17 protein-coding genes are annotated in these 21,969 nt (G+C 59.5%); 7 read left to right on the forward strand and 10 right to left on the reverse strand.

Annotation, left to right across the window (positions count from 1 at the left end):
- Nucleotides 1-53: 53 nt before the first annotated feature.
- On the forward strand, nucleotides 54-1,094 hold the full coding sequence (locus BLT92_RS07925) for a DUF2891 family protein (protein WP_092104658.1): 1,041 nt from the start codon (nucleotides 54-56) through the stop codon (nucleotides 1,092-1,094).
- Nucleotides 1,095-1,398: 304 nt separating this feature from the next.
- On the opposite strand, the gene BLT92_RS07930 is transcribed toward BLT92_RS07925, so the two are convergent.
- The 10 genes from BLT92_RS07930 to BLT92_RS07975 form a co-directional block, all read right to left on the reverse strand.
- A complete protein-coding gene (locus BLT92_RS07930) occupies nucleotides 1,399-4,398 on the reverse strand; it encodes a DEAD/DEAH box helicase (RefSeq protein ID WP_092104660.1) in 3,000 nt (999 codons plus the stop codon).
- Between the two features lie 2 nt (nucleotides 4,399-4,400).
- Entirely contained in the window at nucleotides 4,401-4,808 is a 408-nt protein-coding gene (locus BLT92_RS07935) for a (deoxy)nucleoside triphosphate pyrophosphohydrolase (RefSeq protein ID WP_092104662.1), read from the reverse strand.
- A gap of 92 nt (nucleotides 4,809-4,900) precedes the next feature.
- On the reverse strand, nucleotides 4,901-5,797 hold the full coding sequence (locus BLT92_RS07940; protein WP_092104664.1) for a DNA adenine methylase: 897 nt from the start codon (nucleotides 5,795-5,797) through the stop codon (nucleotides 4,901-4,903).
- Nucleotides 5,794-7,314 (reverse strand): hypothetical protein, encoded by a 1,521-nt coding sequence (locus tag BLT92_RS07945; RefSeq protein ID WP_157691389.1) that lies wholly within the window; start codon nucleotides 7,312-7,314, stop codon nucleotides 5,794-5,796. Before BLT92_RS07945 ends, BLT92_RS07940 begins: the two co-directional genes overlap by 4 nt.
- 512 nt (nucleotides 7,315-7,826) lie before the next feature.
- On the reverse strand, nucleotides 7,827-9,029 hold the full coding sequence (locus BLT92_RS07950; protein ID WP_092104668.1) for a CoA transferase: 1,203 nt from the start codon (nucleotides 9,027-9,029) through the stop codon (nucleotides 7,827-7,829).
- A 9-nt stretch (nucleotides 9,030-9,038) separates the two neighbouring features.
- On the reverse strand, nucleotides 9,039-9,908 hold the full coding sequence (locus BLT92_RS07955; RefSeq protein WP_092104670.1) for an HTD2 family dehydratase: 870 nt from the start codon (nucleotides 9,906-9,908) through the stop codon (nucleotides 9,039-9,041).
- Nucleotide 9,909: 1 nt separating this feature from the next.
- On the reverse strand, nucleotides 9,910-11,088 hold the full coding sequence (locus BLT92_RS07960; RefSeq protein ID WP_092104672.1) for an acyl-CoA dehydrogenase family protein: 1,179 nt from the start codon (nucleotides 11,086-11,088) through the stop codon (nucleotides 9,910-9,912).
- Between the two features lie 14 nt (nucleotides 11,089-11,102).
- Complete coding sequence (locus tag BLT92_RS07965) at nucleotides 11,103-12,251, reverse strand: acyl-CoA dehydrogenase family protein (protein WP_092104674.1); 1,149 nt, start codon at nucleotides 12,249-12,251, stop codon at nucleotides 11,103-11,105.
- A 93-nt stretch (nucleotides 12,252-12,344) separates the two neighbouring features.
- A complete protein-coding gene (locus BLT92_RS07970; RefSeq protein WP_092104676.1) occupies nucleotides 12,345-14,060 on the reverse strand; it encodes a FumA C-terminus/TtdB family hydratase beta subunit in 1,716 nt (571 codons plus the stop codon).
- 5 nt (nucleotides 14,061-14,065) lie between these two features.
- A complete protein-coding gene (locus BLT92_RS07975) occupies nucleotides 14,066-15,253 on the reverse strand; it encodes a CaiB/BaiF CoA transferase family protein (RefSeq protein ID WP_092104677.1) in 1,188 nt (395 codons plus the stop codon).
- A 169-nt stretch (nucleotides 15,254-15,422) separates the two neighbouring features.
- Between BLT92_RS07975 and BLT92_RS07980 the strand changes: the two genes are divergently transcribed.
- From BLT92_RS07980 to BLT92_RS08005, 6 genes are all read left to right on the forward strand, one after another.
- The gene (locus BLT92_RS07980; protein WP_092104679.1) at nucleotides 15,423-16,103 is read left to right on the forward strand and encodes a GntR family transcriptional regulator; all 681 of its coding nucleotides are present in this window, start codon (nucleotides 15,423-15,425) and stop codon (nucleotides 16,101-16,103) included.
- Between the two features lie 286 nt (nucleotides 16,104-16,389).
- Nucleotides 16,390-17,433 (forward strand): DctP family TRAP transporter solute-binding subunit, encoded by a 1,044-nt coding sequence (locus tag BLT92_RS07985; RefSeq protein WP_092104681.1) that lies wholly within the window; start codon nucleotides 16,390-16,392, stop codon nucleotides 17,431-17,433.
- A 2-nt stretch (nucleotides 17,434-17,435) separates the two neighbouring features.
- Nucleotides 17,436-18,005, forward strand: a complete 570-nt coding sequence (locus BLT92_RS07990) for a TRAP transporter small permease (protein ID WP_092104683.1) — start codon at nucleotides 17,436-17,438, stop codon at nucleotides 18,003-18,005.
- A complete protein-coding gene (locus BLT92_RS07995) occupies nucleotides 18,005-19,291 on the forward strand; it encodes a TRAP transporter large permease (RefSeq protein ID WP_092104685.1) in 1,287 nt (428 codons plus the stop codon). Before BLT92_RS07990 ends, BLT92_RS07995 begins: the two co-directional genes overlap by 1 nt.
- A 291-nt stretch (nucleotides 19,292-19,582) precedes the next feature.
- Nucleotides 19,583-20,926 carry a hemolysin family protein gene (locus BLT92_RS08000; RefSeq protein ID WP_092104687.1) on the forward strand — a complete coding sequence of 448 codons (1,344 nt, stop codon included), beginning with the start codon at nucleotides 19,583-19,585 and terminating at the stop codon, nucleotides 20,924-20,926.
- Complete coding sequence (locus BLT92_RS08005; RefSeq protein ID WP_092104689.1) at nucleotides 20,923-21,951, forward strand: hemolysin family protein; 1,029 nt, start codon at nucleotides 20,923-20,925, stop codon at nucleotides 21,949-21,951. Before BLT92_RS08000 ends, BLT92_RS08005 begins: the two co-directional genes overlap by 4 nt.
- The last annotated feature ends 18 nt before the right edge of the window (nucleotides 21,952-21,969 follow it).

Raw genomic sequence — 21,969 nt, forward strand, 5'->3', positions numbered from 1 at the left:
TCGTCTGCGCTGTTCGGCGAAGTAAAATAGGGACCCCGAGCTGATGAGGATCAATGCCAACACCTGAAGATTTCGTCCGCCCCTTCGCCGAGGTGGCCCTGGCCAACATCACCCGCGAATATCCGTTCGCCGCCCACCACGTCGCACGCGGATTGATCGACATCGTGCCGGCAAGCGAGAAGAACCCGGCCTTCGCGAACTCCTTCGACTGGCACTCCAGCGTGCACATGCACTACCTGTTGGCGTCACTTCTGGGTACCAAGTCAGCCCGTAGTGCGGATTGGCGAGACGAAGCCATCGAGACACTCTCCACCCACCTCAGCGAGAATAATATGCGCGCCGAGGCGGGCTTCCTCCGAGATAACCCGAGCTGGGAACGACCCTATGGTTGGGCATGGGCCATCGACCTCAACCGGGCTCTCAACGCCAGTGAGAACTCTGAACTGCGAACGCTGGGAAAACATACCCAGGTCCTCACCGATACCGTCTTCGACCTGATTCTCGAATGGCTGCCGAAGGTCCCCGAGCCGGTACGCCACGGGGTCCACTCGAACACGGCGTTCGCTCTGCGCCGCATCCTCATCGGTGCCCGCACACAGGACCGAAGTGATGTCGTCGACGCCATCGCCAAGGCTGCCCGCCGCTTCTATGCCGAGGACCAAGCCTGGAACTTCCGTCAGGAGCGCAGCGGCCATGACTTCCTCTCCCCCGGGCTCTGCGAGGCCGATCTCATGGCCGAGGTTCTCACTGAGGACGAGCTGGCAGCGTGGCTGCCTGGCTTCCTTTCCAAGCTGACACCAGGTTCGCCAACACTGACTCCGGTAGAAGTTCTCCACCCCGCAGACGGGCAACAGAGTCACCTCTACGGTCTGGGGCTGTCGGTGGCGGCATCGGTCATGCGCTTGGCACCACTCTTGCAACGCATCGGCATCGAAGGTGACGATATTGAGCTTGCCGATCAGGCGACGGGAATGTTGACTCGGGTCGATCTGCTCATGGCCCGTGGGCTGGGCGCGTCAGTGTCAGACGAGTACATGTCTTCGCACTGGGTGGCCACGTTCGCCTGGGAGGCGCTGCGGCTTCGCGCCGCCTGACCACCAACTTCGCCCATCCCTGGGATTTTCGACAGCGCCAGTGGCATCGACTGTCTGGAATTCGGACATGACTTCCTCGGCATTTTTGGGTGCTCTCACGAGCAGTTTTACGCGTGCGAGCAGCCCCCGGGCTTTGAGCGTCGGCGAGCGTGGGGCTATGTCGTTTTGAGCCTAGTGACGCTCGTTCGCGAGTTCCAACAGTCGTTCTAGATGGTCACTGTCTGATTTTCCGATGTCGGGTAGGAGAGGTTGCAGGCGAAGTGCCCGACGGCAATCGCTTGCAAGTTCGCGGCGCCCGTTTTATTCAGAATAGAGTGGTCGCGGACTCCTTATCCATGAATTGTTCGCATTGCATATTGGGGGTTTCGTCCTCGGGCTCCAACGTGGACTGCGGATCTTGAGTTTCACTGGACAGAGCTGGTCCAGTCGTCAAATAGTCGTAGAGAGCCAGCTCGATTGGAGACACCAAGCTCAGATCCATGGTGACGACATCGAGACTCCTGCCGCCATCGCCAGGCATTTTCGTTTGTTCAGGATTCGACGACGTAGCCTGACCCAAATAGTAGAAGTCGGTGCCTTCTGCATCGTCCTTTTTTGCGAATAGGTAGAGGGGAACATGATTCCCGACGATCGCCTGAACTTCCTTGCTCTGCAAAGTTCTCTTGCTCCGGGTGAACCAACGAAGAGTGCTCTCGCTGAGGAACGAATCCTCATACGAAGTGCTGGCCGAGACTTCATCGTCTTTGTGATAAGTAACGAAGATTGGGCAACTGTTCGAGTACACGTCAACTTTGTACCCGTACATCGTGCCCTTTTGATCGCTCTGCCAATTGAGGAGACGGCAGACGTCCTTTCGCGAATACTTCTTGCCCACTTCCAGTTGTTTGTCCCACCGGTAGCGATGACGAGACAGAAACAGGCCAGTGTCGACGACGTCTTTGACATGTTCAGTAAACATCGGACTCTCGTCTAGCTCTGAAGCGAACTCGCTGGTGAAAGAAATTCGTTCTTGGCTCCATTCGAGAATTGGTGATCCGTATTTCTTTTGGTCACCTTCGGTGAAAAATTCTAGGTTGAACACACGCTCCAGCGATGTGATTGTCGCCTGGTCCGAGCTAGCTCCTGCGCTCTCTAGTAGATGTCGAAGACCAATCTCCGAAGTGGACGATCGCGTATCAAGAAGGTGCTGCAAGAGAAGCAGCTCGTGTGGTCGCTTACCGTTGAGAAACTCAGAGCTGATGAATGTCAGTGCCTGATCTTCAGCCGGGTTCGGAACTTCGTCGACGACTTTGAACTTATTGAGCAGGTCCCAGTAATTGCCCTTCGCACCTGCGATGACTACCGGATCAACAACGTCGAACCGGGCGTAATCGATGAGTCGAGGCGGGCGTCCAAGTCGGGTATGGAGGTCTCTGAATGACTGCTTCAGATTTTTAAGGCTATCGAGTCGCGTCGTTGCAATCGATCGGAAGATTCTCTCTTTGGCAATGGCGTCAAAGTTGATACTTGAGAGGCCCGAGACAGCACCCACGTCTTGAGCTTCAATCATCTTTTTCCTGATCGAATCCTTGTTGAGGCTGCTATCGCCAAAGAGCGCGATCGGGACTAGAAAGTTGTTGGCATAGTTGCCGATGAAGTCGATAACGATGAGATGGCTCTTGCCAACAGCTTTACGTAGACCACGACCAAGCTGTTGTGTGAAGATAATGCTCGATTGTGTCTGGCGCAGCATCACGACCTGGTTCACCGTGCGGATGTCGATCCCTTCGTTAAACACGTCGACCGTGATGATGTAGTCAAGCTCTCCCGACTCCAGTTGTCTGACTACTGCCTCGCGGACTGGAACGGAATCGTCACCGGTCAGGGTTCTCGTGCGAAGCTGGCGACCGTGGACCTGCCGCTGATTGAGCAACGACGATAGCTCGATCGCTTCGTCTTTGCGACTGCAGAACATGAGGCCGCGAACTTTGTCTCCGACGTGACCGTATGTTTCGATCGCTTTCAGAAGATGATCGACTCGGTCTGGCGCGATCAGTGTGCTGAGTTTGCTAGCGTCGCTGACGACTTCGCCGTCTATTTCGAAGTCTGTCACTCCGTAATAATGGAAGGGCGCAAGCATGTCTTCTTCGAGCGCCTTCTGCAGTCGAATTTCATAGGGCACGTTGTAGTCGAAGAGGCTGTACACGTTGAAATCGTCAGTGCGCTCGGGCGTTGCTGTAATCCCCAACATGAAGTCTGGCTCAAAGTACCCAATAATATTCTGGTGCATAGTGGCACCAGCCCGGTGCACCTCGTCAACCAGGATGTAGTCAAAATAGTCTCGAGGGATTTGCCCAAGCTTATCCAGTGTTCCGAGCGATTGAACCGTCGCAAATACGAATCGACGGTCAAGCTCCTTCCGCGCTCCGACGAACTTCCCGATGTCAGCAATGGTCAGATTGAGCACTTTACTGAATTCTTCGATCGCACGGTCCAGGATCTGTTCACGGTGGACGACGAACAGGACTCTCTTCGGATCAACTGCTTTCACATCGAGGGCCGCAAGGATTGTCTTTCCGGTTCCCGTCGCAGAGACCACCAGAGCCTTTTTCTCACCGGACCGTCGCACCTTCGCGATCTCCTCCAGCGCTTCCGCTTGCATAGCGTTTGCACGGATCTGAAAAAGCTCGCCCGTCCCAGGTACCGGAACACCGGACAGGGGCCGCGTCGGCTTGGGCGGGACGTACTGCTCTTCGTACCGTCGAATCCACGCGTCAGTGAGTATGGTCGATGACGACAGCTGGACGTCGATTGCCTCACTTAGCTGCTCAACGATGTCACCGCCAGGCAAAGCCGAGAATCTGAGATTCCATTCATGATTGCGTTTGAGCGCTAGTGATGTGAGGTTGGAACTACCGACGATGGCGGTCGTGCCATGTTCTTGCTCGAAAATGAAGCCTTTCGGGTGGAAGCCTTGTCGTCCATTTTCATAAACCAATACCTCGATCCCGAGGTCTCGCAGGTTTGCCAGTTCGCGAAATGATTCTGGAGAGTTGAAGCCCAGATAGGTGGACGTGATGATTCGGCCGCGTCCCGGGAATTCGATCAACGGCTGCTTCAACGAAGCGATCGCGTCCGGACTAACAAACGCGACTGAAAAGGTGAAGCTTTTCGACCTTCGCAGTTCTTCAAGGATGGTCTTGTACATGGTGTTGGACTCGAAGTTCGAGACCAGCATCGGGTTGAAGAGTTTTTCTGCCGCAACAGATTTGTCGAGGAATCCGAACGACGTGTCGTGCCGAATATGGTCAGGAACGAGATCCATTCTTAACGTTCCTGCGCTAAGAATGCAGTCATGATCGTCTCGACTGCGGGTACATCGGCGGGAGCCCACTCAACCGAATCCAAATCAGCGGCATCGATCCACCGGATTTCTGAGTGCTCGGTGAGCTGTGGTTCACCGTCGACCAACGTCGCATAGAAGGTCGTCAGAGTGACGAATCCAAAGTCGTATTCGTATCGCGTGGAAGCGACCTGGTCGCCAATATCGACCGTGCACAGAAGTTCTTCCTGCATCTCTCTCACCAGAGCAGCACGAGGGGTCTCTCCTGGTTCAATCTTGCCGCCGGGGAACTCCCACAAGCCTGGCAGAGACATAATCGCGCTCCGCTGAGCTGAGAGTATTTTTCCCCCGCTGGTCACGACAGCTCCGACGACGTTGATTTCCTTTTTCATTGCCAGGGCTCCTACTTGTGTGGCTAAGTCACTGACAGCCTATCTGGCTTTTGATAGTGCAGAACGACGGACATCTCCAGTGTTCACGACCGTCATTCGGCAGCCGTAGCGGACGGTAGGCCCCAGCCTTCGCCGACGTCAGGCATTACGGCAGAAAGCACAGCAATTTCGGTAGCTTTTCCAACTCGGTGTGCCGAGTAGTTCAGCTCAAACTCTCGTCTCCTGCACGCTCCGTATAGTTGCGCAACTTGGGGAACGTTGTCATAAGTAAGAAGCCATGGCGAGCCCAAATGTTCATTCAGAACGTGGGCTAATTTCTCATGGTCATTTGCCGCGAATGCATTGAGATACAACGATCCCGCCTTTTCAAAGTAAGGGGGGTCAGCGTATATGAACGTGTCGTCTCGTCTGGCGTATTCGTCGATGACTTCGATACCGTCGCGAGACGTAGCTACAATGTTTTCCGAGTATAGAGCAAGGATTCTGAATCGCTCTATCAGTCCGTTTCGGTTAAACCTCGCGTCGATCTTGTAGTTGCCTGTCTGATCGAGCCCACCAATGGGACCTCCGTTCAGCACTCCTGATCTATTCGTTCGATTGAGATAGAAAGTTGCAAATCCGAGCTTTGCCATGTCGGACGTGTCCGCCGCGGTGTAGATTTCCCGCTGCCGGCGCCACTCGCTGACATTCAGTTCGACCTTGCGAATCTGCTCTATGATCCAGCCTGGATCGTTCTGCGTAGTTGCCCAGAAGGCGTGAATGGCCGGATCGAGGTCGTTAATCACGACACGCTCCACTTGCCCGGTCACAAGTAGGCCGAGTCCGGCCCCAACACCTCCAGCATATGGTTCGACATATGTGCAGCCGGCGAGATCCATGTCTCGGATCAGTTTGCGGAGCCGTGAGTACAGCGCAGACTTGCCTCCGGGATACCTCAGAGGAGAGACTCTCGGTCGGCGGGTTGAAGCAGTAATTCCTGCGCGGCTCATGGCTTCATCAGGTATCTCATAACGGAGTCGATCGACGCCCACATCGAAAATGCCTGATCAGAATCGACCATGAAATGGTGATTGTGGTTGATCGCATTGAGAGAATCGCTTGAGTTCACGTACTCAACGAGTTTTCCTGTCCGCACTCCTTCGATTACCTGTATTAGATAGGTGGGACCGTTAGATTTCACGTGGTCCAATAGCCAGTTCAGTGCGTGTCCGAGCTGCACCTTTCCATTTTGGTTATTCCCCGTGGATTTTATATCGATAGTTTTCGCTTCAGCAAATGCTTTAATCGACTTTTCTAACACAGCGCGTGTCATCAAAAAGGTACCGTTTGGAAATTTTTGCACATCAACCACAGACATTTCTCCGAGTAGACTCTTAAGCGCCTCAGGATAACCTTCAGGTGCCTTTATCTGTCCGAGATCGAGGTTGCGCGGCTTCTTCTTAGGTGCGGGCCGCTTGGCGGGAGCTCTACTTTTGGAAGTTGAGACAGCATCAATTGGTTGTGCAGATCGGGGAGGCTCCGCACTTGATGCTCCGGTTTCCACCGGAGCCCCTTCCGGTGAGGCCTCTGTCGGGCTAATGTCTCCGCGCGGGCCCGGCACTGGATCTCCGCTCACGCTCGGGTCTGCTTCGTTGGCGTCCTCAACGATTTGCCGCAGCTCCTTCATCAACTGCGTGTATCGAGGGCTGCTTACGGAATTGAGGCTGCGTGTATTGATATTCTCCTCGTACATTCCACGAACAATTTCCGTAGCAATATCCTTGAACACAGTGTTGGAAATTTTCTTTGACACGTCGCCATTCGCGTTCATCGCGACTCCAGTGATCGCAAGGAAATCCTTGGACTCGTAAATGCGAGCAAGCGTCGACAACCCCCTCGACCATTTCTTGGTTGCGAGGAAGTCCTGGAGTTCAGCGTCATCATATTTGACAGACTTGAACAGATTCATGATGTGTGCCCGGAAAACGAATTTCCGAACATCAATGGTCGGATAGCGATCTAGGAGCTCACCCAGGTCTCGTCCTGAGTCGATTTGTGCTTGGAAGAAGGCGGCCTGCCGGCTGGGACTCCACGGCTTCCGCAGATTTCCCGTGTGTATAGCTGCAATGAGTTGATCTGCCTCGGTTTGGTTGGGAGCAACCATAACTCGCACCTTCGCGAGCGTTGACCGGTCCGGCAAAGAGGAGGCGTGAGCGGAGATTCTAGCCTGGAAATCCGGCACGAGCATTGGGTTCTGAATCGCTTTAAGCGCTGCCAGCCGGCGATTGCCTTCGACCATCACATATTTTCCCTGACGCTTCAACACCACGGGTGTCTCGTGCGTCAAGTAGCCAATTTTGCAAATGCCTTCGACAAGACCAAGCGCGTCTTCGTTGACGAACAAGTCCTCGATGATATCGGCCTCAACCTTGGCGTCCGCAGTCTCAAGGCGAACGTTCTTCGGGTCCAGGTGTACCGCTCTAAGGACATCCAACATCTCAATTGGCCATCGCGAGGTGTCTAACATGCGCGCAACCTCCCTGAAGAGTCGCCAAACGGCGCGCGTAGCGGTTCAGTGGCCATTCAATTTTTCACCTTTCGAAATCTCTGCACCTCGAACATAACCCAAAACATCACTTCGTACGAAACGCCGGGCGCGCCCAAGTTTGGGTCCACGCACGGAACCGGCCCCCGTAAGGGCTAGGTGCACTGACTGGGTCGGTTTTTGTCAAATCCCAAAGGAGAGCAGAGGCCCACTCGAGTTCAGAATTTTCAGGCTTTCCGTCATCTTCTTGAATGGTGTCCGTTCGAGATGCGTAATAGTTCTACCCGCCGCGCGTCTCTGACTCAACATTTGAAGAAGAGTGGTGTCCCACCACTAACTTGGCTTCCGTACCTGCGGTTCATTCGACGATCGTTCGCGCCGATCTGATAACAAAAACGTTCTACTGAGAATCGATAGTTGAGCCGTACACCGCCCCTGCGGCAGTTGTAAGTTACTCCTGACCAATAGAAGTGTCTCGAACTTTACATCCGCAGTCAGTCGAGAACATTGCCAGTCTTCAATTCCGCAGTCCCCTCGGAATTGAAGCCACGCACATTTGCCAACACGTTCTCCGTATCCCCGCCCAACTGCGGAGCAGGGAGTGCCACATTGGCAGGCGTCCCCGAGAACGACAACGGCACCCGCGGCGCCAGCACGCGACCGACTCCCTGCTGCTCGATCTCACTAAACAAAGGGTTCTCCAACGAGCACCAAGGATCGTTGTTCACCAGCTCCTCAAACGTCTGGAACTCGCCCTGAAGCGCTCCGGCGCCTGCCAATGCAGAAGCCGCCTCGGCGACGGTGTGTGCAGCGAACCACGGGCGCAGCACCGCATCGATGGCCTCGCGGGCTTCGAACCGACCGCCTTCGGTCGTGAGATCAACGTCAAGCATCGGCCCGATCATCTCGAGCTTCTCGCTCAGTCCTGTCGCCTTACCCAACCCGCGCCAGTGCTTGTTCGAGATGACGGCGACCATAATCTCGCGTTCGTCCGAGGTCTTAAACGACTGCCCATACGCTCCATAGAGCCCATTGCCCAACGGCCCCCGCGTTGAACCTGTCGACTGCACCTCGGCGATGTACCCGAGGTTGCCCACGGTTGCGAGCATCGCATCGGACAGAGCGAGGTTAATCTCCTGCCCCTTGCCCGAAGTCCGGCGATCGAGCTCCGCGGCAGTAATGCCATTGGCAATGTACAGGCCGGCGATGACGTCCCAAGCCGGCAGCGCATTGTTGACCGGTCGCTCGTCATCGCCGGTGATGATCGGGAACCCGCTGGCCGCATTGATCGTGTAGTCCACGGCTGGCTTCCCATCATGGGATCCGTTAAGCCGCAGCATGACCAGATCTTCACGGTGCTGGACGAGATTGTCGTAGCTCAGCCATCCGCGAGCGGGCAGGTTCGTCACCAGGGTGCCCGCCTCAGCGATGAGGTCGGTGGCGATCTTCTGTCCCTCTTCGGACTTGAGATCGAGGGTGACCGAGCGCTTGCCCTTATTCAGACTCGCCCAGTAGATGCTCGTGCCGTCATCGCTGATCGGCCAGCGGTTGGCGTCGATGTTGCCGCCGATCGGGTCGATGCGGATGACGTCGGCACCCAACTGTGCCAGGGTCATCGCACCCAAAGGTGCTGCGATGAAGGCAGAGATCTCGACGACTTTCAATCCAGTCAGTGGTGCCGGTCGTGTCTCAGACATGGGAGCTCCTCAGCTTTCCGTGGTCGTCACAGTTGCCGCGATCGCGGTCTGACCATCAGGTCCGATGGCTTCGAGTTCATGAGAGTTCGCTCCGGTGCTGCGACCGACGAGGTGGATCTGCTCGTTCGCGAACAGGGGTGACTTCGCGCGGAAGTCGTAAGTGGCGACGCTCGCCTCTGGATGGTTCTTCATGAATGCGTCGAGCAGAAGCGTGGCCGTCAGCGGGCCGTGGGTGACGAGTCCCGGATACCCTTCGACGCCCGTCACATACGGGTGGTCGTAGTGGATGCGGTGGGAGTTGAATGTCAAAGCTGAGTAGCGGAAGAGCGTGACCTCGTTGGGTCGCACCGAGCGCACCCAGTCCCACCCTTCGGGTGCCGGGGAATCCGCACGCGCTGGTGCCGCCGTGGATCCTTCTGGCGCCGAGGTGGCTTCCCGGTAGACGATCGTGTGTCGATCCGTCGTCGCGAGGTTTCCATCGGCGGAGACCTCGTGGCGCAGCACGACGAAGCAGAGGGAACCGCTGCCGCCGGTCTTCTCCGTGATCGATTCGATGGTCGTCGTCCGCGACAACTTCTGCCCGGCGAGAATCGGAGCATGGAATTCGAGCTTGCTGCCGGCCCACATGCGCCTGGGCAGTCCGACCGGGGGCATGAATCCGCCGAGCTTCACGTGACCGTCTGTTCCCAGCTCGCTCATCGGAACGTCGTCTTCGGCGAAGTGCAACCAGTGTCCCACGGGGAACAGTTTCTGTGGGCCCGAGCCTCCGGAAACGTCCTGTTCAAGCAGTGTGGCCAGTCGGGCCGCGCTGGTCGGAGAGGCAATGTCTTCTTCGGTGCTGGATCGGCCGACCCAGTCCTGCAGGTTGGTCTCAGTCATGTCAACGTCCTAACAGTTCATCGGAGATGATGCGCATCTGGATCTCAGACGAGCCCTCGAAGATCTTCGTCAACCTCGCATCTCTCCAGTGACGCTCCACGGCAAAGTCCTTCGTGTACCCGGCACCACCATGAATCTGCACCGCCTCCGAGGTCACCTTCTCCGCCATCTCGGCCGCCAGGTACTTCACCATGGCAGCTTCCTTGTCACAGCGTGCACCAGAATCGATCTGCGTACACACGTGATACATGAGTGCCCGGGATGCCTCGATCTGGGCGGCCATGTCAGCGACCTTGAACCGCAGATGCTGGAAATCGGCCAAGGGGTGGCCGAACTGGACCCGCTGCTTGAGATACGCGATCGAGTCCTCAAGTGCCGCCTGCGCCAAACCAATCGACCGAGCCGCCGTATGCGCACGACCGACTTCAAGACCTGAGACGGCTTGGTAGAAGCCACGATCTTCCTCGCCCAGCAGTGCTTCGGCTGGCAGGTGGAAGTCGTCGAAGGCCAGATCCCAGGTCTTCCATCCGAAGTAGCCGATCTTCTTCACAGCAGTCCCGCTCATCCCTTCAGGGAAGGAACCGCGGTTCTTCTCCACGAGGAATGCTGAGATTCCGCGGTGCCGCTTCTCTTCGTCGGTCGAGGTGCGCGCGAAGAGAATGACATAGTCGGCCTGATCGGCGAACGTGCACCACATCTTCGTGCCGTTGATGACCCAGCCTCCGTCATCGGCGCGGGTGGCTTTGCAGCGAATGTTGGCAACATCGGACCCTGCCTCGGCCTCGGACAGTGCAAACGCACCCAAATACTCACCTGTGGCGACCTTCGGCAGCAGCCGGGCTTCTTGCTCGGGTGAGAAGCCACCGCCCATCCCGTTGCCCCGAGCCAGCAGTCCACCAACGGACATCCAGGCTCTGGAGAGTTCTTCGGCGACGAGGCAGTACTCGAATACGCCAAGTCCCAGACCGCCGTATTCTTCGGGGATGAGGATGCCGAAGAACCCCATGTCGGCCATCTGTTTGATGAACCAGTCCGGGAACTGCCCTTCGATGGGGTCGAGCTCATTAGCTAGCGGGAGGACGACATCGTGGGCGAACTCGCGAGCGAGCGCCTGGATCTCCAGCCGCTCCTCGGTCATGAAGTGCGGGGTATTCGGCCTGGGCCTGGGTTTGTGCGTCATGGTGAGTCTCCCTCTCAGGCCTTATTCCGGCCGATGAGCTGCTTGGCGATGACGTTCAATTGGATCTCGTTGGTGCCTTCGCCGACGATCATCAGCGGGGCGTCACGGTAGTAGCGTTCGACGTCGTATTCGGTGGAATATCCGTAACCGCCATGGACACGGATGGCGTCAAGGGCCACCTCGGCGGCCATCTCTGAGGCGTAGTACTTGGCCATGCCGGCCTCCATGTCCACGCGCTCACCGGAGTCGTAGGTCCTCGCTGCGTGGAGGACGAGCTGCCGAGCGGCTTCGAGCTTCGTGGCCATCTTCGCCAGCTGGTTGCCCACGGCCTGGTGACGCCAGATCGGCTTGCCCATGGATTCGCGTTCCTGCGAGTACTTCACCGCGTCATTCAGGGCAGCCTGGGCCACGCCCAGCGAGCGGGAGGCCACCTGGATGCGGCCGATCTCCAGGCCCTTCATCATCTGTTTGAAGCCCACACCTTCGACCGAGCCGAGCAGCTGGGACTGCGGCTGACGCAGGTTCTCGAACACGAGTTCGCAGGTCTCGACACCCTTGTAACCGAGCTTCGAGAGGTTCTTCGACACCGTGAAACCCTCGCCCTTCTCAACAAGGATGATCGAGATGCCCTTGTGGCGTGGATCGGCGGACGGGTCGGTCTTGCACAGCAGTGCGATGAGATCGGACTTGCGGGCATTGGTGATCCAGGTCTTCGACCCGTTGATAACGTAGTCCTCGCCGTCCTTGGCCGCCGAGGTGCGCATGGCCTGCAGGTCAGAGCCACCACCGGGCTCGGTCAGGGCCATGGTCGCGCGCAGCTCACCGGTGGCCATGCGCGGCAGGTACTTGTCCTTCTGCTCGCTTGTGCCGTATTCGGCGATGAGCTTGGCCACGACGGTGTGCCCGCCCATGGCACCGGCTAAGGACATCCACCCGCGGGCCAGTTCCTGCGTGATGAGCGCATACGCCTCGGTCGAGACTTTGCCGTCGCCCCAGGGCTCGTCGATCGCGAGTCCGTAGATGCCCATGTCCTTCATCGTCTGGATCCACTTCTCCGGGTATTCGTCGGCGTGCTCAACCCGGTTGACGTGGGGTTTGACGTCGTGGTCGATGAACTCGGCGACCGTGTCGATCATCATCTGCTCTTCGCTGCTGACTGCCATCTCGAAGTCCTTATCCTCTGCTGCTGAAGTTGTGATTGTCTGCCTCGCCGAGGTGGCCCGACGTGGCCGTGTTCGTGGTGGTCCGTGGCCGGTTCAGTCCAGCCGGGCGCCGTCCTTGGCTGTTCTCGTCCGCCCGAGCCCGATCGTCGTATCCGGTCCAGTGCTGTCGAAGAAGTCGTTGCCCTTGTCGTCGGTGATGATGAAGGCCGGGAAGTCCTCAACTGTGATCCGCCAGACTGCTTCCATCCCGAGGTCCTCCATGTCGAGGACTTCGACATCCGTGATGCAGTCCTGAGCCAGACGGGCCGCGGGCCCGCCGATGGAGCCGAGATAGAACCCGCCGAATTCCGCACAGGAGTCTTTGACCTGCGCCGAGCGGTTGCCCTTGGCGAGCATGATCATCGACCCGCCGGCTTCCTGGAACTGGCGCACATAGGTGTCCATCCGTGAAGCGGTGGTCGGTCCAAACGATCCCGAGGGCATTCCTTCGGGAGTCTTGGCCGGTCCCGCATAGTAGATGGGGTGGTCCTTGAAATAGTCGGGTAATTCGCCACCCTCGCCTAACCGCTGCCGCAGATTCGCGTGGACGATGTCGCGGGCCACGATCACGGTGCCGGACAGTGAGAGCCTGTCCCCTACAGCCAGTTGGCTCAACTGTGACTGGAGTTCGGGCATGGGACGGTCGAGGTCCACCTCGGTGACATTGCCGGATTCGATCTCTTCGACCCGGCCCATGGAGGGCAGGAACCTAGCGGGATCGTGCTCGAGCTCTTCGATGAAGACACCCTCGGCGTTGATGTGGGCGATGATCTGCCGGTCGGCCGAGCAGCTCACGGCGATGGCGATCGGCAGTGAGCCGTTGTGGCGCGGGAGCCTGACGACGCGCACGTCGTGGCAGAAGTACTTACCGCCGAACTGTGCCCCGAACCCGAGCGTCTGCGTCAGCCTGAACACGGTGTCTTCGAAGTCCGTGTCCCGGAACCCGTGGCCCAGTCTCGCGTCCCCGGCCGTCGGCAGGTCATCGAGGTAGTGGGCGCTGGCTAGTTTCGCGGTCTTGAGCGTGAACTCCGCCGAGGGTCCGCCGATGACCACTGCGAGGTGGTAGGGCGGGCAGGCTGCCGTGCCCAGCGTCGAGATCTTCTCTGCCAGGAAGTCGAGCATCGATGACTCGTTGAGCACGGCCTTCGTCTCCTGGTAGAGGAAGGACTTGTTCGCACTTCCCCCGCCCTTGGCCATGAACAGCAGCTCATAGTCATCGTCTGGACTGAGGCCCACTTCGATCTGTGCGGGCAGGTTGGTGCCCGTGTTCTTCTCTTCGAAGAGGCTGACCGGAGCCAACTGTGAGTAGCGAAGGTTGAGTTCCTCGTACGCCTTGTGGATGCCGGCCGAGAGGTGCCTCGCATCGTCACCATCGGTGAGCACATTGGGGCCGCGTTTGGCGGAGACGATCGCGGTACCGGTGTCCTGGCACATCGGCAGGATCTCCCCGGCTGAGACCGAAGCGTTCTGCAGCAGGTCGAGGGCGACGAAGACGTCGTTGGCGCTGGCCTCCGGATCATCGATGATGGCGCGCAGGCTGGCCAGGTGGTCGGTGCGCAGGTAGTGCGAGACCTCTTTGAAGGCCACCTCGGCGAGGTTGGTGAGCGTTGCGGGCGCGACCTGCAGGAAGGATCTGGACTCGTCGGCCACCTCGGCGTGGATCTGCTTCACACCGTCGATGTCGAGGCGGCGCATGGCCGGGCCCGCACCGCTGGTGGGCAGCAGAGACGTATACGCGAAGGCCGGTGTTGTGTCAGGTTGTTCGGCCATGGTGATCAGACTGCTCCTTCGCGATGGAGTTCGGCAACCTTCTCAGGACTGAATCCCAGATCGCCGAGGATGGTGTCCGTATGGTCACCTACGTCGGGAATCGGATCCATCCGAGGTTCGACCCCGGACATGCCGACCGGGGGCACGAGCATCGGAATCGGTCCGACCGGAGACCCGACATCCTGCCAGCGCTCGCGTTCGACCAGCTGAGGGTGATCGGCGATCTCGGTCATATCCCGCTGCCTCGAGTGGGCGACCTTGGCCGTTTCGAGGAGCTCATCGCAGTGCGCGCCGGTGAAGTCAGCGAAGACACCTTCGATGATCGTCTGGAGTTCATCGCGGTGGGCATAACGGTGGGCGGCCCGGTCAAAGCGGTCGTCGGTGACCATGTCGTCCCGACCCAGAACGTGGGTGGCGAAGCTCTTCCATTCACGTTCGTTCTGAATCGCGAGCATGATCTGAGTGCCATCACCGCAGGTGAAGGCACCGTACGGGGCGATAGCCGCATGCGAGGTTCCTGCCCTCGTGGGCCGGGTTCCACCGCCGTGGGTGAAGTACAGGGGGTAGCCCATCCATTCGACGAGGGAGTCGAAGAGGCTGATCTGGAGCGTGGCGCCCTCACCGGTGCGCTCACGGTTGAACAGCGCGGTGAGGATGCCGGAATATGTGTACATGCCAGCGGAGATGTCCGCCGTTGAGATTCCCGTCTTCGCGGGATGATCCTCGGTCCCCGTTACGGAGACCAAACCTGCCTCGGCCTGCACAAGCGCATCGTATGCCTTGGCATTCTTGTACGGCCCGTCTGGTCCGTATCCGGAGATCGAGGCGTAGATGAGTCGATCGTTCATGCCGCGCAGCTCTTCGGCACTGAAGCCCAAGCGCTCGGCGGCGCCGGGAGCGAAGTTCTGGATGAACACGTCGGCCTCGGCGACGAGATCCTTGAGGATCTTCTTACCCTCCGGGTGTTTGAGGTCGAGGCTCAGGCTCTCCTTGTTGCGGTTGAGCCACACGAAGTGGCTCGCCATTCCGTTGACCGTCGTGTCATAGCCGCGAGCGAAGTCCCCGTTTCCGGGGCGTTCGATCTTGATCACACGAGCGCCCAGATCGGCGAGCTGCCGAGACGCAAAGGGCGCGGCCACAGCCTGCTCGCAACTGATGACGGTGATCCCGGATAAGGGAAGTTCAGCGTGCAAGGGGCCTCCACAGCGAGTTTTCACGAGTTGACGTCTAAATAATACATCTTCGTGCTTAGAATGCATTATTAACGATAGAATCTCTTGATCAGGATAGACTCATCAGTCAGACGTGACGACCGTAAGCACGTGCAGTGGCAGCGACGAGCAGAACGAAGGGAAACGGCAGATGGATCAAGAGTCGGCTTCGACGAAGCGGGACAAAATCGTCCTCGGCCTGCGCCGGAAGATCCTCGGCCGCGAACTCGATCGCGGCGAGCGTCTGCGCCAGGACCAGGTCGCCGACTGGTTCAGCGCCTCGATCACCCCTGTCCGCGAAGCCCTGCGGATTCTCGAGTCCGAAGGCCTTGTGTCCTCCGAGGCTCACCGCGGTGTCCGTGTGGCTGGCGTCGACATCGACCGACTCAAGTCTCTCTTCATCACCCGGAAGCTGACCGAGACCTTCGCCATCGCCCGCGCCACGACACGGATCTCCCGCCACGAGCTGCGCCAGGCAGAGAAACTCCTCGAGGCGTTGGATGCCGCCAGCGAAGAAGGCGATGCCATGGGCCGCAATACCCGCAACGAGGAGTTCCACTTCTTCTTCTATGACCGATGCGGACTGCCTGCCCTGCGTGATGACATCGCCACGCGGTGGCGGGCGTTTCCCTGGGATCTCACCCTTGACAGCTCGGATCGGCTCAACCAAGTCCACAGTGAGCACCAGGCCATCGTCGATGCCGTGAAACGAATCGATCCCGACGCAGCGGCGACCCACCTCGGCGATCACATCACGAACGGATTCCTCCGCCTGGCCGAGTCGACCACAGGCGAACCGATCGCCGACCCCTTCGACTTCGACGCGGACTGAGCAACCCCGCTCCCCTTCGCGACTCCTCCTGCCAATCGGCGGCTGCGAATAACCCGCCGATCTTTCTCATGCCGCACAGGCCCTTGGATTCCCACATCTCAAGAAATAATGCATTGTTTGGCAGATAATATTGGAAATCGACTGATACTCGTCTAAGCTCAAAATCGTTTGGCTCCGACGGTGACCACCAAGGCACGTTGCCGTGCAGGTGTGCAGCAGACTGCGATGTCTGCTCTCGTCGCCTCGGAGACTGACACGACATTGATCTCGATAACTGGAGCTGACGATGACGTCGATACGACGATCCGGGTGGAAACCTTTGGTTGCCTGCCTGTCGATCTGCCTACTGGCCCTGAGCGGGTGCAATCCCGCGCGCAGCGGCACGCAGGAGAAGTTCGAACTGCGCTTTGCCCATGTGACCTCGACGGGTACGCCGAAGGGACTTGCCGCCGACTTCTTCGCGAAGCAGATCGAGGAGAAGTCGGAAGGCCGCATCAAGGTCGAGGTGTTCCCGAACTCCGAGCTCTACGGCGACAAGGACGAGATGCAGGCGCTGCAGTCCAATGCCGTGCAGATGCTCGCCCCGGCGAGCGCGAAGTTCACCACGATCGCACCGAGCCTGCAGGTCCTCGATCTGCCGTTCATCTTCGATCACCCAGATGAGATCCCCGAGATCGTCAGCCCCGACACGGAGATCGGCAAGGCGATCTACGCCAATCCCGATCTCGAGGCCAACGGGCTGAAGGTTCTGGGCCTGTGGGATTCGGGGATGAAGCAGATCCACTCGAACAACCCAACGCTCTCGCCTAAGGACATGACGGGCAAGAAGTATCGTATCCAGCCCTCGGACGTTCTGCGCACCCAGTTCGAGACCTGGGGCGGGATCCCCTCTCCCTTGGCCTTCGCCGAGGTCTACAACGGTCTGCAGCAGGGTCTCATCGATGGTGGTGAGAACACGTACTCGAACATTGAGTCGCAGAAGATGCACACAGTCCAGAAGTACGTCACCGAGCTCAACCATGGCTACATCGGCTACATCCTCACCGTGAACAAGCGCTGGTACGACGAACTTCCGGACGACCTGCAGGCCGTCGTCGACGAATCCGCCGATGAAGCCTCCGAGTTCAACCGGGAGGAAGCACAGAAGGTCAACGCGGAGTCGAAGCGGCTCATCGAAGAATCCGGTGGCACAAAGATCGTCGTGCCCACGAAGAAGGAACGCCAGTCGTTCAAGGACCTGGTCGTGCCCTCCGAGTACGAGAAGTACCGGGATGTCATCGGCTCTGAGGTCATCGATGAGCTCCTGCAGCGTGACAAGGAACGGGAGTGACGATGAGAACCTTCGACAAGTATCTGAGCCGGGTGGAGAACTTCCTGGCCGGCGCCAGTCTCATCGGCGCCACAGCACTCGCGGTCTTCGCCGTGCTCCTGCGCAACATCACCGGTGATGTCCTTTTCTGGTCCGAAGAGGCCATCATCTACCTCATCATTTGCTCGACCTTCTTCGGTGCGGTCGTGACCCTGCGACACAACGAGCACGTCGCCGTCGACATCATGCCGACGCTGCTCAATGGCAAGAAGAAGAAGTTCTTCGTCGTCCTCGGCGGCCTCATGACGCTGATCTACGCGGGCTTCATCGCCTACCTGTCCTGGGCGCTCATCAGTGAGCCCTTCTCACGGACGACGATCACGCCCGCGCTCAAACTGCCTCTGTGGGTCGTCGAGCTCTCGCTGGCGGTGGGGATGACGCTGTTCTTCATCCGTGCCGCCGAGATGCTCATCCGCGCCATCAAGGCCCCGGCCGAAGAACTCGACAAGGACGTGTTTGCTGAGGAAGCCGCAGCGGTCGGCATCGACGTGAACGACATCGCCATCGACGACACGAAGGAAGGGGATCGCTGATGCTCGAAGCAACATTCGTTCTCATTGCAGTCCTCATCCTGCTGCTCGTCACCTCGGCGCCCATCGCGGTGGCCCTGGGCCTGACCAGCCTCGTCTACTTCTACTACTTCACGCTCATCCCCATGACCCAAGTCTCGGAACGGCTCTTCAACGCCCTGAACTCGTTCCCGCTGATGGCGATCCCGTTCTTCATCCTCGCGGCCAACATCATGTCCCGCGGGGGAATCTCCAAGCGGCTGACCGACTTCGGTGCCGCCATGGTCGGTCACCTGCGCGGCGGCATGGCGATCACCACGGTGCTTGCGTGCATGTTCTTCGCAGCCGTCTCCGGCTCATCCCCGGCCACAGTCGTTGCCGTCGGTGCGCTGATGATCCCGGCCATGATCAGGAACGGGTACCCGAAGGAGTTCTCCACGGGACTCGTGGCCACCTCGGGGTCCTTGGGAATTCTCATTCCGCCATCGATCCCGCTCATCGTCTTCGGCATCGCCACCGAGCAGAATATCGGTGACCTGTTCCTGGCAGGAATTCTGCCGGGCATTCTCGCCGGCGTCATGCTTCTGGGCATGGCAGTGTTCGTCGCCTGGAAGAAGGGGTACGGCAACGCCGGAGAGGGCTTCAAACTGTCGAACGCGGACAAACTCAAGGCCTTCCGTGACGCGATCCTGGCGCTGGCACTGCCATTCCTAGTGCTCGGCGGAATCTACTCCGGATGGTTCACCCCCACCGAGGCGGCGGCCGTCGCAGTCGCGTACTCCCTGGTGGTCTCGCTGGTCATCTACCGCGAGATCAAGATCTCGCAGCTGTGGGAAGTCACGCTCTCATCGGTGAAGACCTCGGCGATGGTCATGTTCATCATCGCCAACGGCATCCTATTCACCTTCGTCCTCGCCAGTGAGCGGATCCCAGGATCGATCTCGGAGACGATCACCAATTGGGACCTGCAGCCGTGGCAGTTCCTCATACTGGTCAACATCCTGCTGCTGTTCGTGGGTTGTGTGATGGAGACGTCCTCGGCGATCCTCATCCTGGCCCCGATCCTGCTTCCGATCGCCATGGAGTTGGGCATCGACCCGATCCACTTCGGCATCATCGTCGTGATGAACCTGGAGATCGGCATGATCACGCCGCCGCTGGGGCTCAACCTGTTCGTCGCCTCCGGCATGTCGGGTATGAGCGTCATGCGCGTGGCCAAGGCCGCCATCCCGAGTGCGCTGGTGCTGCTGACTGCTCTGGCGCTGGTGACGTTCGTTCCGTTCTTCGCCACGGCATTCGTGGGGTCGTAGCGCCCTAGGACGTAGGGCCCGAGGACGATCGATCACTTGTGGTGCAGGTGGCCAGTTTGCAGACTGGTCACCTGCACCAAAAGTGTTCAGTGGTCATGGAAGTGTGGCGAAGGTCGTCTCCTCGTCGCAGCACCCACCCACAGCGCGCTGCCAGCTTTCATCTGGATAATCGTAGTCAGCCGCCTACATGCAGACTTCCGGAAGGAACATGGACGACTATCGAAGTCCCGGCTGGGACATCACTGACAGTATCAATTCTTCGCAACATCCCTCGCGGGCAGGTGAACTCCGTTGACCTGGCTTCTCTCGCTTCTCATCGGCCTGCTCGTCGTCCTCCTCATCACGGTCGCCACCGGCTACTTCGTGGCCCAGGAGTTCGCCTATATGGCCGTCGACCGTTCTCGCCTGGCCGCCCGGTCGGCAGCCGGTGACAAAGCCGCGGCACGCGCTCAAACGATCACTCGCCGCACCTCGTTCATGCTCTCCGGCGCTCAGCTGGGCATCACCGTCACCGGGCTTCTGGTCGGCTATGTCGCCGAGCCTCTCATCGGCACGGCCGTCGGCGAGGCTCTCGGCGGCACGTCGATCCCCGCGGGCACCGGGGTCGTCATCGGCACCGTGCTCGCCCTGCTTGTGGCGACGATCATCCAGATGGTCTTCGGCGAACTGTTCCCAAAGAACCTCGCGATCGCCCGCCCCGAGCCCTTGGCTATCTGGCTTGCGCGATCGACTGCGATCTATCTCGCCGTCTTCGGTTGGCTCATCACGATCTTCGACAAGGCATCGAACGCCTTGCTGAAGGTCCTGGGAATCGAGCCCGTCCACGATGTCGACCACTCCGCAACCAGCCGCGATCTCAAACACATCGTCGCGGATTCACGCCAGAGAGGAGACCTCGTCGACGAGGATTCCCTCATCCTCGACCGTATCCTCGACTTCCCACAACAGAGGGTCGACCACGCCACCGTGCCCCGCTCACGGGCCGCTGTCATCGGCGAGGACACGCCGCTTCATCAGGTGCGAGCCCTGATGCAGACCGGTCATTCCCGGTACCCGGTACTCAATGCCGCCGAGGAGGTGGTCGGCACCATCGATCTCCTCGACGTCCTCTCCGCCGACGATGATGACGAGCTGCGCCGGCTCCTCGAGGCACCGGTCTTCATTCCCGAGTCTCTGCCCCTGCCCGACGCCGTGCGCACCCTGAACGAGAATCGGGCCCAAATGGGCTGCGTCGTCGATGAGTACGGAGGGTTCTCCGGCATCGTCACGATCGAGGACCTCGGCGAGGAACTCGTCGGTGACATCGTCGACGAACACGATGAGGCGATCGAGGAGATCGTCGCAGCCGAGGACGGCACCTGGACTGCTCCCGGGACGATGCCCCTCGATGAGCTGTCCCGCGCGCTCGAACGCGAACTGCCCGTCACCTCGGCGCAGACGCTCTCGGGCCTTGTCATCGAACAGGCCAAGGGCTTCCCCGAGGTCGGTGATCGGATCGAGATCACCTTGCCCGTCGACCCAGCCGAGCTCGCCGGCACACAACCGCCGAGTCCGGTCCGGCTCACCGTCGACGTCCTCGAGGTGGCCTCCCACGTGCCCTCGAACCTGCGGATCGGAATCGAGGTTCAGCGATGAGCAATCCCTGGGTCATCATCGCCCTCACTGTCCTCTTCATCGGCCTCAGCGCGTTCTTCGTCGCCGTGGAATTCGCCCTCATCGCCGCCAAACGCCACCGGCTGGAAGACGCAGCAGCCGACAACCGCTCGGCGCGGGCAGCGCTGCGCAGCTCCACCGAGCTCTCCGTCCTCCTCGCCGGCTCCCAGTTGGGCATCACGGCGTGCACCCTGGCACTGGGCGCGATCACGAAGCCCGCGGTCCATCACTGGATCACGCCGGTCGCCGAGGCTATGGGCCTGCCGCTGTGGATCGCCGATCTCACCGGCTTCGTCCTCGCCCTCATCGTCGTCACGTTCCTCCATCTCGTCGTCGGTGAAATGGCGCCGAAGTCCTGGGCAGTGGCACACCCGGAGCGCTCCGCGATCCTACTCGCGCTGCCGATGCGGGCGTTCATGTTCCTCACCCGACCCCTGCTCCACGTGCTCAACAACGCGGCCAACGCCTGCCTGCGACTCGTCGGCGTCGAACCCGTCGACGAGGTCGATCAGGGCCACACCTCGGACGATCTGCGGGAGCTGCTGCGCCATTCGGCGCAGGCGGGAACCATCGAACGGGAGTCCTCAGATGCACTGCTCGGTGCTCTCGAGCTGACTCAGCTCAGCCTCGGCGAACTGGTGGCAGAACGTGGTCAGCCGACTGCTGTCGGACCAGGTGCGACGGTGACTCAGGTACGTGAGGCCGCACAGCGCGATCGCCACCGACGCATCCTCGTGCACACTGTGTCTGGGCAACCACCGACTCACGTGGTCCATGTCCGCGATGTCCTCGGCCTCGCCGGCGGGGACACCATCACCGAGGTGACGCGCCCGGTCGAGGTGCTGCCGGCACCAATGACTGTCGGTCGCGCCTTCGGTGCGATGAAGGCGGCGGGAACTCAACTGGCACTGGTCGAGCGCGTCGATGGCAGACCTGCCGTCATCACGGTCACCGATGTGCTCACGTACCTGCTGTCGTCGGGCAGTGTGGAGGGGCGTCGGTCATGATGTGCCGGGACGCACACG

This window comes from Brevibacterium picturae, from assembly GCF_900105045.1.
In the GTDB taxonomy this organism is placed as follows: domain Bacteria; phylum Actinomycetota; class Actinomycetes; order Actinomycetales; family Brevibacteriaceae; genus Brevibacterium; species Brevibacterium picturae.